Genomic DNA, 11,339 nt, shown 5'->3' with positions numbered 1-11,339 from the left:
AGGATATATATTAGTTTATTAGAACATTAATATCATTAATAATTCGTTCTATTTCGTCTTCATCTGTACCGTCATAAATTCCTCTAATTTGCTTGTTCTTATCTATTAAGATAAAATTTGGAGTATGAATAAAATCCTGTAGGCCACCATCACCACTTTCTAAAACAGCAAAATAGCTTTTGCGCGCCAAATTGTAAATATGCTTTTTGTTTCCAGTGGTAACATTCCATTTTGCATCAATAACACCTTTATTGTTGGCGTAATCTCGTAATACTGAAACACTATCTATTTCTGGAGTGACGGAAAGTGATAGCAACATAACGTCATTTTCATTTTTGAATTCATTTTGAATTTTTACCATGTTGTCTGTCATGATTGGGCAGATAGAGCCACAACGCGTAAAGAAAAAATCGGTTACATAGATTTTATCTTTGTAGGCTTGTTGGTTGATAACTTCCCCGTTCTGGTTGATGAGTTCAAAATCTGAAACAGTGTGTGCTTTACTTTTATCTTGGAGACTTTCATCAACCAACTCAGGATTAAAATTTGAAGGATTATAAATAGGAAGTGTTTCTTTCGGAAAAAAATAAGTGGAAGAAAAATAGGCCAACACAAATACCAAGATTATACTCAATATAAGTGTTAGCCTATTTATTTTCAATTTTGACATTAGAAAGCTATTTTCAGTTTAAAGATTAGAATTTTAAATTGAATATTTACATTACGGAAGTTTCAATTTCGATATCCGCATCTTTCCAAGCTTTAGAAAATTCTTTTTTTATAGCATTTGCTTCCTTAGTTTTCCCTTGGGCAACAAGACTATTATAAAGTCCCGTAAGCGACCAGCCATTTTGCCTCAAAATGTTTAAATCTTGTTTGTAAACAATTTCGGCATCTTCATATTTTTTTGCTTTCATTAAGACAGCACCTAAGTTTTGTCTGGTCGGAATATGCCAAGCCGCAGGTTCGGTATAAGTTAAATTATCTTCATGTTCTACCGCTTTTTCAAGATGTTTAATAGCTTCCAAAATGTTTCCTTTGGCCGCTTTCAATTCACCTGCAACTACCTCGTAAGCAATATTGGCTGCGCGTACAGATGGATTGTGAGGCGTAGCTATTAAATTTTCAAGTTCTGGATCATTTTTAAGAGATTCAATCGCATCTAATTCTTCTTGTGCATCTTTCAGATTTCCTTTTCTGATAAATGCAATTCCTCTTGCGTAATGTCTTATGAGATTGAGGTGTTTTATTTCAGCGTTTGGAGCTGGAATGGTCAAAATTTCATTCCATTTACCAAATCTAGTATACGCCAGCATTGGTGTTGATGCAAAATCTTGTAAGAAAGGCATGGTTATGAACTCGCCAACCGGAACTTTTTCCGCTGTCTTTTTTGCAGCATCAATAGCAATATCGCTCGCTCCCAATAGACTTGCTGATGACCATAAAAAATGAATATTATGAGGGTAATAACCTAGGGGATACAAACCTTGAGCAAAACATTGTGAGATATAATCTTCATCGGCTAAAATTGCCTTTTGATTAGCGATAACAGCATCTTTATATCTGCCTACTCGAATATAAATGTGGGATGGCATATGAACGATGTGACCAGCACCAGGCATCAAGGAGGCAAGTTGGTCAGCACTTGCAACTCCAAGGTCTGGATAAGGCAGTTCCACCATATGAATATAATAATGATGGCCACCAGGATTTTCGGGTTCTTTTGCGATGGCTTTTTCTAAAGCAGTCTTTGCTTCTTTAATATTTGGTGAAGGATTCCCGTCTTTGTCCCAATAATTCCAAGGTACTGTGTTCATAATCGATGCAGCATATAGAATTTGCATATTAGCATCTTCGGGAAACTGTTTCACAGCCTTCTCCATGGCATGCATGTACTTCATATTTAATTCTGGAACATCTGCTGTTAAATCATTACTATATCTAGAGGTTAATGCTTTAATTAAGGCTTGCTCCATTGAAGTAGACTTTGCTGCCAATTCTTTAGCTTTTGCCAAGGCTTCATTTATTTTGATTTTGCGCTCTTCAGTTGGCAGTGGATCATTAATGTTTGGACCAAGGGCGTAGGCCTGACCCCAAAAGTTCATGGCCGCATTAGGATCTAATCGCGCCGCTTCCATAAAGGAGCGATGTGCTTCAGCATGATTAAAAGCATACACTAGTTTCAAACCTTGGTCAAAAAATGCCTGTGATCGCTCGTTGTCCGTACTTATTTTAAAATGAAGATTTCCTAAATTTTTAAACAGTGGTGAAATCTGTTTAGTCGTATCTGTAACTTCCAATAAGTATTTGGTGGAAGTACATTTAACAAAATTCATTGCTAATTTGGGTGGTGGATCTGTTATTGCTTTGGACTGCTCGGTAAAAATGAAATAAGCAAGTATTACTGCAATAAGACCTACGAGTAAGATGTTGGTTTTAGTTTTCATAATCATTCAAATTAGAAAAGAGAAAGTGTCACTTAGATAAGGAAGCTTTGTTGAAGATTTCAAATACAATTAAGTTATTGATAATCAGCCATTAAATGTACTAAAATTAATTTAAAACAAAGACTATTTTAAAAAAGTGTCGATTGGTAGAATATCAAGTAAATCACTTTTTTACCTTAAAACTACCTGTCTTACTATCAAAATCAATCAAGTCTTTAGGAAATAGACTTTCAAACGTACCTCGTTCAATTAATTTGCAAGGTGAGTCGGACACAACTTCATTTTCGGTCATAACTATCATCTGGTCGCATAATTGAATGGCCAAATCAATTTCGTGCGAAGAAAAAAGTATCGTCTTTTTGGTTTCTTTGGTTAGTTTTTGGAGCAACTTTAAAATATAGGCTTTGTGGTACATGTCCAAGTGAGTCGTCGGCTCATCAAGAATGATGAGATCTGTATCTTGGGCAATAGCACGGGCAATCATCACTTTTTGTAGCTGTCCATCACTAAGCTCAAAACAACGCCTCGATTTTAATACTTCTATACCGATTAATCGCAAGGCATTATCGACTATAGATTTGTCTTCTTCTGTCAATGTACCAACCCAGTTGGTATAAGGATGCCTACCAAGTGCAACTAATTCGTACACCGTGCTGTTTTTTGAATATAGAGGTTCTGTTAACACAAGGCTCAATTGTTTCGCCAGTTCTATTGGACTCAAAGCGTTTAGGTCGGAATCGTTAATAATTACTTTTCCAGATATGGCATCTTGAACCTTGGTTAGAGTTCTTAATAATGTCGATTTCCCTATTCCATTTGCACCGACTAAACCAATAAGTTGACCCTTATGTAATTCGAAATTTATGGACGAAGCAACGGTATAAATTGTCTTTTTAGTTGTGTAACCAATTGAAAGATTTTCTGTTTTAAGAACGATATTTGTGTTTGCCTCTTTCAAATTAAAATAACATTTTTCGTTGTCTAACCAATAACCAAATAACTACTGGTGCCCCTACAAGTGCGGTAATGGCATTAATTGGCAATGTATAATCAGACAATGGAACTTGAGCGATACTATCACAAATTAACATAACGATTGCACCCATTAAAAATACGGCAGGCAATAGTATTTTGTGGTTTGATGTTTTAAAAATTTGCCGTGTTAAATGAGGAATCGCCAAGCCAATAAAGGCAATAGGTCCTGCAAATGCAGTAATGGTGCCAGCCAATAAGCTTGTGGCAATTATGAGTATTAATCGACTCCATTTCAAATTAAGACCTAAACTTTTCGCATAATTATCTCCCAATAAGAGCACATTCAAGGCTTTAATAGAGGCGATACTCATACAAATGCCTACAGCATATATGGAAAAGAAAACAAGCAACTCACTCCAAGATAAATTACTTAAGCTCCCAAAGCCCCAAAAGATATATTGCTGTAACTGTTCTGCAGAACTAAAATATGATAAAACACTTACAACTGCAGCGGTTATGCTGCCAAACATTAACCCAATAATTAATATGGCCATGGTGTCCCTCACTTTTTGGGATACTGCTAAAACAGAAAAAAGAACCAACAAACTGCCTAAACTTGCTGCGATAACAATGCTCCATTTGGAAATTAAATACGTCGCGAGAATACCACCAAATAAGCCTGAGCCTAAAATAACGATAGCTACTCCCAAGCTTGCACCAGAACTAATACCCAGTACAAATGGACCTGCTAACGGATTTCTAAACAAAGTTTGCATCAATAAACCCGAAATACCAAGTCCAGAGCCAACCAAGACCGCAGTTATAGCTTTAGGCAATCTAAAATTTGTAATGATAACTTGCCAAGTTTCATTATCTGCTCTACTGAACAGACTTTCTAAAATGGCAGAGATGGGAATATGAATTGAGCCCAAACTGAGATTGGCTAAAAAACAGAGTACGACTAAAAAGCTTAGAACAATAAACTGTAATCTATATGTTTCTGGTTTATCTTTCAATTACTCAAGAAGTTTAAAGAATACAGGGTCGTGGTCAAATTCCAATTCTGGGTGACAGATTTTTACGAGATCCTTTAAAACAAGATCTGGTCGGGCAGTTCCCAATTCATAATACAATACGCCTCCAGTTTCTCCAGTGGTATTTGTAAATGAGTATATGTTTTTTTGTTTGAAGGCTTTAAAATTAGAGTATAAACTATTAGCTTCTTCTAATTGCTCGAAAGTTGAATAGTACGATGGACTTAACCATAAATCTGCATCTTTGGCTTTGTCAAAAACCGTTTCAAAACTTAAAGCTAAACTACCATTACCAGAAGTGTCTTGCCATAAATAATTGATATTGGCATCCGCCATTAATTGCCCTTCGGAACTTTCTCCATTAGGCAGATACCAGACATCTTTATGCATAGCACCACTAAGAACTGTCGGCTTGCTCTTTGCTTGTAATGCAATTTGCTTAGCGTTTAAATAATCCTTTTCAATTTGGTTAAAAATAGAATCAGCTTTTTTTTCTTTATTAAAAAGGACACCAAAAAACCTAATCCATTCTGCTTTTGCCAAAGGCGACGATTCTACCCAATCTCCATTATAAACTACAGGAATACCCGCTTTCTTAATCGTTTCAAAGGTTTTGTTGACGCCATCAACACCAAAACCAATAACGACATCAGGGCTGAGTTCTAAAAGAACCTCGGTGTTTATACTTTCATTTTTGCCTAATTCTCGTATAAACCCTGAGTCAATTCGTTTTCTGGCCTTTTTTGAGGAGACATAATCCGTTTCAGGAAAGCCAATTAATGCGCTCTCTACGCCCAATAGTTCTAACGCAGGAATGTGAGTGGTAGAAGTGACAACAATTTTTGAAATTGAATCTGTAATAACAGCGTCATACTCGTCTTTTGGGAATGTCATTTTGGCTAGTTGCTCATTAGACGCAATAAGATATTTATATGTTTTTGTAGCTTCAGGCCATGGTTTTGTTATGTTCAATACTTTATAATCACCATAATCTTCAGTTGAGAACCCTTGTGCATATTTTAAATCTAGACGTATAGATTTAGACTCACCTTTAAGCTGTTGAGAGGCTTCATTTTTACATGAAACGATTAAAATTGCTGTAAATAAAAGAGTTATAAACTTCAAGCCTTTAGAATTTGATTCAAAAATAAGATTTATAAGCTTTATTGAATATGGATTCCGAATGAATGTTTATTTTTGCGTCGAAATTTGGTTTGATAATGTATGACGTTATCGATTAAAAGGGAATCTGGTGAGATGGAAACATTAAGTCCAGAACTGTTCCCGCAACTGTAAGCTATAAAGCTTGTTATTATTCTTCAAAAGTCACTGTTCTATAATTAGAGCGGGAAGGCAAATAGCAAGACGCAAGTCAGGAGACCTGCCATTTTCAACAAAGAAGTCAAACTTTCGGGATAAAAGTTTACGTGCGGTTCGCTGTATGTTCTCGAGCAATTAAAAATTAAAATGCACAAAACACAATGGTTTTGCATACTATGTATTGGTATGCTAAGTTCTGGATTTTCACAAACAAAGAAAGATTCAGTAACAGTAGAAAAATTAGACGAAGTCGTCATCACAGACTCTCGTTTTAATTTAAAACGCGAAAATTCTGGTAAAGTCATCACCAAAATCACTTCAAAAGATTTAGAAAAACTTAAAGGACAGTCCGTTGCCGAAATTATTGGCAGAACTGCTGGTGTCGAAGTTAACGGCGTGCGGAGTAACGCTGGCCAAAACTTGAGTTATTTTGTTAGAGGTGGACGAAACCGCCAAGTATTAGTTATGATTGATGGTATTCAAGTTACGGATGCTTCGCAGATTGCAAATGATTACGATTTACGTTTATTAAATGCAGATCAGGTAGAATCTATTGAAATATTAAAAGGAGCTTCAAGTACTTTGTATGGAACAGGTGCAGCGACTGCTGTAATTAATATTACACTAAAAAAGTCGGAGTCTGACCCCGTAAGTCTGAGTGTTCAGAGTTCATTGGGAACTAACCAATCAGAAAGTGAATCTGATTACAATATTGAAGATTTTAGAAACAGTGTGGCGCTAAATGGTACATTGGGCAAGTTTCAATATTTGGCGAGTTTTGGTCATCAGTTCACTGATGGATTGTCGGCAATTGCTGAAGGAACGGAATCTGATGCTTTTAACAGTTATAACGGAAACTTAAAGTTGGGGTATTCATTTTCGGATAGCTTTAAACTGGACACTTATGGTAGCTTTGATAAATTTAAAGCAGCGTTTGATGATAGTTTTAATTTTGCTGATGCAGATAACCTATCTGTTTCTAATCAGTATAGAATTGGTATTTCACCAAAATTTAAATACAACAATGGTAGCTTTACTGTAAATGCAGCGTTTAGTACTATAGATAGAGAAATTCACTCCGATTTTCCATCTCAATTCAATGCTGATAATATTGTCATTGATGCTTTTAATCGCTACACGTTTAATGAAAAGTTTTACACCGTTTTAGGGGTGAATCATCAAGATAACACCATGGAGAGTTTTTCTATTCCTTTTGGCGAAGATGATTTCAGTCAGGATATTGATCCTGAAACTGCAAATTTCAAAATTACTGACCCTTACGTAAACCTCGTTTATGTGTCTGATATGGGTTTAAATATTAATGCAGGTGCACGCTTGAATAATCATAGCGAATATGGTAGCCATTTGGTTTATAGCTTTAATCCGTCCTATAAATTCGACACTGGTTTCGGTTACGTAAAAGGATTAGCGAGCTATAGTACAGCATTTATAACCCCATCATTATATCAGCTGTTTGAACCTAACTTTGGAAACCCAGAGTTGCAACCTGAAGAAAATGCAACACTCGAAATTGGTGCGGAGGTTTCTATTACTGATAAAGCCTTGCTTAGTTTGGTTTATTTTAGCAGAAACGAGCAGCAGTTTATTGATTTTGTTGATACGGGTGGTTTTGTGTTTCAATATCAAAATATCGATACTGAATTTACCGCAAGTGGTTTAGAGTTCGTTGGGCGGTTTCAATTTTTAAATACATTGAGCTTAAGTACAAATTTCACCTATACAAAAGTAGAGGAGGAACTAAATCTTCGTATTCCAGAATTAAAAGCCAATGCACGACTAGACTATCAATTGTGCGAGGATACACTTTTAAGCCTGTCTTACCAATATAATGACGAACGCAATGATGCGTATTTTGATTCCACAACGTTTGAATCTAGAGATGTAACCTTAGAAAGCTACAGTTTGCTTGATTTGTATTTTAGTCAAAAATTTATGGATTCCAAATTGACTGTTTTCGCAACTGTTTCAAACATATTAAATGCTGAGTACCAAGAGTTGTTTGGGTTTGCAACTAGAGGTAGAAATGTTAGTTTGGGCTTTAATCTAAAGTTATAATTAAAGAGAGATCTGAAAAAATGAATTGATCTGTCATTCAGAGTTCCGACACTTAGGGACGAAGAATCTAATTTAATTAACAATCAAAATATTATAGATTGATGAGACTCCCTGCCTGCGGCAGGCAGGTTCATTTCATTCAGAATGACATTTTTTTAGACCTCTTTTATACTATTCAATAAACATTAGCCCTTCAATAGTTGAAAATTCTGTTGTAAATTTTAGCCTTTCAGCAGAATTTTCATTCTGATTAGAAAGTAAAAAACGTCCTGTACCAGTGATGTCGGCAATAGCAGCTGCCAGTAAAGGTTCATTGGGGTCCCCAAGTGTGCCAAGGTTAGTGCTAGACTCGGACAATGTAATATTGGGGACCAAACCTGTGGACGGCACTAATTCGTCATTACTGTTTACTGAATCCCCAATAAGTGGAAACATTACGTATGTATGTGCCGAAGTTACCTGTGTACTCCCAAAATCTGGAGAATCGAAAACTAGTCGATTAATAGTTGTTTTACCTGTAGTGGTTTCACCAATTTGTACAACGTCTATGTAAGGTCTTAAGCTATTAATTATAAGTTCACTCGCAGAAGCACTAGATTCTGTAGTGATGACATACAATTTATCTAGGTTTAGGCTATTTATTGATGCACCTCCATTAAGCGTATTAGTAAAACTAAAAGTCGTATTCTCATCTTGTCGGTTTGGTCCATAAATAGCTTTTGAAAAAACGTCTCCATTAAATTGACCAGTCACCATACTTCCTAAAGCTACTGCTGTAGTAATAGATCCCCCACCATTGTAGCGCAGATCTAGAACCAAATGGTCAACGTTACCTGCAAGTTGACCGAAGGCAGTGTTTAATTCCGCTTCAAAATTACTTCTAAAACTATTGTACATTATATAACCGATACGATCTGTACCTATATTAAGAATCTCAGTTCTATGTACAGGATTGTCTGTAAACTCTTCTCTGGTTAGCGTTACGCTTTGTCCATTTGGGGTAATGGTATCGTCGTCAGTTGTCTCTGTACCGTTGTCATCATAATCGGCAAAATCATACGTGGCTGTAGTTTGAGATAAAAGTGCTTGGAAGTTAGATAATGTTAAAGTTGTGCCATCAACTCCACTGATGACCATATTTCTCTCCAAACCTGCATTATCCGCATTACTACCATTAAGTACTAAACTAATACGAGCAAATACCTCAGTATCACTTCCTGGGACTTGATAGGCAAATAAGCGCAATCCGTTTGTTGTGGACGTACCTTGCAATAAATCAATGAGTTCAAATAAATCTGGATGGATAAAACTAAAACGGTCAACAACACCAGGTTGAAAAATCAAGGATTCAAATAAAGCTTCAGGTGTAGAAAAACCGTTTAAATAATTTTCGTACTCTTCAGTTGTATCGTACCTATCGTCAAATCCATTAATACCAAAGCGTTCATTCGTTAGATTTGGTACATCATCGCCATAGACATAAAAAGCATTCATGCCTTTCCACACATAATCGTTAATACTGTTAGTAGAAAAAGTTAAGTTGTCGTCTCTATCTTCAAAGCAATTTGTTGCCGACACAGCAGCTAAAACACTTAGGGCAATAAGTTTTAGTTTTTTCATTTTCAAAATTTTAAAATACTAGCAATTTTTTATGTAGTCTACAAAACTCTAAATTTACTTACATTATTGTGAAATAAAAAAGAAAAAGGCGAATCAGAGCTTTAGAATGGAACTTCTGATTTATATCCAGTAATTTTAATGCTGCTTATCTAATTAATTATCAGTTATTTAAAAAATTATAATATACTGTTGTAACAAATGTTAGACTATATCGTCGTAAGTATGAAGGCCAATAAACAAAAGTCTTCAACGACCAATCAAAAAACCAAAAATGACACAGGCAGAATTTACAAGCTTAGTGACACCGTTTAAGGATAAAGTATTTCGTTTAGCAAAGCGATTACTTGTTTCTCGTGAGGAAGCAGAAGATGCTACACAAGAAATCCTTTTGAAATTATGGAAGAATAAACAAAAGATAAGTAGCTATAACAATGTTGAAGCTTTTTCGATGACGATGACGAAAAATTTCTGTTTAGATCGCCTAAAATCAAAACAGGCACAGAATTTGAAAATAGTTCATAATAACTATCAAGAAAAAGGATCAACGCTTCAAAAGCAATTAGAAGCTATAGATAGTGTCGATTGGGTGTCGAAGATTATTGAAGAGCTACCAGAACAACAAAAAATAATATTGCAACTGAGAGATATTGAGCAGTATGAATATGCAGAAATTGCCAAAATGTTAGACATGAATGAAACGGCAATACGAGTGAATCTCTCAAGAGCACGAAAAACAATAAGAGAACAATTAACTAATACACATAATTATGGTATTAAATAATGTAGAAAAATTACTAGAGAAGTATAACAATGCAGAGACTTCATTACAAGAAGAAGCACAATTAAAAGCTTATTTTAATAGTGATGATGTAGCGCCACATTTGGAGCATTATAAGCCGTTGTTTCAGTATTTTTCTAAAACGCAAAAAGAAGAGTTTACCAAAGACGTTCCATTAAAAACTAAGAAAACTTCGATGTATCAATGGATTTCTGTCGCAGCTGTAACAATTCTTATGCTTGGTATTGCAATACCAAAATTGTCTGGACCATCAGAACAAGAGCTTAAAGACAGAGAGTTAGCTATGGCTACGTATAATCAAACTATGGAAGCTTTGAGTTTAGTGTCTTTAGGAATCAATGAAGGAAAAGAACAATTAAACCCCTTGGCATTAGTCTCCGAAGGTTTTGAAGACGGAAGAGAAGGAGCCAGTAAATTAACCGCTTTTAATATAGCAACAAATAAGATTTTAAAAACAAACAATTAACACACACTTTAAAAACAAGAAATCATGAAAAAATTAGTAGTAATAATTGCGCTTATCCTAGCACCAGCAATAACTTTTGGACAAAGTATTTTTGATAAATACGAAGACATGTCCGAAGTAGGATCTGTTATCCTTAATCAAAAGATGTTTACCATGTTGGCAAGTATCGATATTGATATGGACGACCCAGAAGCACAGCAATTTATGGATATGGCGAAAAAAATTACCGGACTTAAAGTATTTACAACTGGTGATGAGAAAATATCAGCTGATATGAGCGCTACGGTCTCAAAATATCTTAAGAGCTCTACTCTAGAAGAGTTGATGAGAATTAAAGATGGAAATCAAACTGTAAAGTTCTATGTAAAGGAAGGAAAAGACGAAAATCACGTTAAGGAGTTGTTGATGTTTGTCAACGGACTAAAAGAATTAACTGAAGGTCAGGATATTTCTATCAATGGTAAGAAAAGAGAGATTGAAACAGTTTTGATTACCATAACTGGTGATATAGACCTAAGACAAATATCTAAGTTAACCAAGAGTATGGATTTACCAGGTGGTGAAAACTTAGAAAAGGCAGGTAAGAAGAAAAACTAATTATC

At 35.3% G+C, this 11,339-nt stretch carries 10 protein-coding genes and 1 riboswitch; of the genes, 4 read left to right on the top strand and 6 right to left on the bottom strand.

The window, feature by feature from the left end:
- Positions 1–10: 10 nt before the first annotated feature.
- From ACFEMA_RS05355 to ACFEMA_RS05335, 5 genes are all read right to left on the bottom strand, one after another.
- The gene (locus ACFEMA_RS05355) at positions 11–670 is read right to left on the bottom strand and encodes an SCO family protein (RefSeq protein WP_411767015.1); all 660 of its coding nucleotides are present in this window, start codon (positions 668–670) and stop codon (positions 11–13) included.
- Between the two features lie 46 nt (positions 671–716).
- A complete protein-coding gene (locus ACFEMA_RS05350; RefSeq protein WP_411767014.1) occupies positions 717–2,447 on the bottom strand; it encodes a tetratricopeptide repeat protein in 1,731 nt (576 codons plus the stop codon).
- Between the two features lie 163 nt (positions 2,448–2,610).
- The gene (locus ACFEMA_RS05345; RefSeq protein WP_411767013.1) at positions 2,611–3,405 is read right to left on the bottom strand and encodes an ABC transporter ATP-binding protein; all 795 of its coding nucleotides are present in this window, start codon (positions 3,403–3,405) and stop codon (positions 2,611–2,613) included.
- A gap of 1 nt (position 3,406) precedes the next feature.
- Entirely contained in the window at positions 3,407–4,438 is a 1,032-nt protein-coding gene (locus ACFEMA_RS05340) for a FecCD family ABC transporter permease (protein ID WP_411767012.1), read from the bottom strand.
- Positions 4,439–5,581, bottom strand: a complete 1,143-nt coding sequence (locus ACFEMA_RS05335) for an ABC transporter substrate-binding protein (protein ID WP_411767011.1) — start codon at positions 5,579–5,581, stop codon at positions 4,439–4,441.
- 68 nt (positions 5,582–5,649) lie between these two features.
- A riboswitch (cobalamin riboswitch) is annotated at positions 5,650–5,860 on the top strand.
- A 63-nt stretch (positions 5,861–5,923) separates the two neighbouring features.
- Between ACFEMA_RS05335 and ACFEMA_RS05330 the strand changes: the two genes are divergently transcribed.
- Positions 5,924–7,852 (top strand): TonB-dependent receptor plug domain-containing protein, encoded by a 1,929-nt coding sequence (locus ACFEMA_RS05330; RefSeq protein WP_411767010.1) that lies wholly within the window; start codon positions 5,924–5,926, stop codon positions 7,850–7,852.
- 171 nt (positions 7,853–8,023) lie between these two features.
- On the opposite strand, the gene ACFEMA_RS05325 is transcribed toward ACFEMA_RS05330, so the two are convergent.
- The gene (locus ACFEMA_RS05325) at positions 8,024–9,472 is read right to left on the bottom strand and encodes a S41 family peptidase (protein ID WP_411767009.1); all 1,449 of its coding nucleotides are present in this window, start codon (positions 9,470–9,472) and stop codon (positions 8,024–8,026) included.
- A 271-nt stretch (positions 9,473–9,743) separates the two neighbouring features.
- Between ACFEMA_RS05325 and ACFEMA_RS05320 the strand changes: the two genes are divergently transcribed.
- Genes ACFEMA_RS05320 through ACFEMA_RS05310 form a run of 3 tightly spaced genes read left to right on the top strand, consistent with a single transcriptional unit; the run spans position 9,744 to position 11,334 of the window.
- A complete protein-coding gene (locus tag ACFEMA_RS05320; protein WP_411767008.1) occupies positions 9,744–10,253 on the top strand; it encodes an RNA polymerase sigma factor in 510 nt (169 codons plus the stop codon).
- A complete protein-coding gene (locus tag ACFEMA_RS05315) occupies positions 10,240–10,737 on the top strand; it encodes a hypothetical protein (RefSeq protein ID WP_411767007.1) in 498 nt (165 codons plus the stop codon). Before ACFEMA_RS05320 ends, ACFEMA_RS05315 begins: the two co-directional genes overlap by 14 nt.
- 24 nt (positions 10,738–10,761) lie before the next feature.
- On the top strand, positions 10,762–11,334 hold the full coding sequence (locus ACFEMA_RS05310; RefSeq protein WP_411767006.1) for a DUF4252 domain-containing protein: 573 nt from the start codon (positions 10,762–10,764) through the stop codon (positions 11,332–11,334).
- Positions 11,335–11,339: the final 5 nt, after the last annotated feature.

Origin of the sequence: Winogradskyella sp. A3E31 (assembly GCF_046720935.1) — a bacterium.
GTDB lineage: Bacteria > Bacteroidota > Bacteroidia > Flavobacteriales > Flavobacteriaceae > Winogradskyella.
The sequence above is the reverse complement of the archived record's forward strand: the minus strand, read 5'-3'. Positions and strand labels throughout refer to the sequence as shown.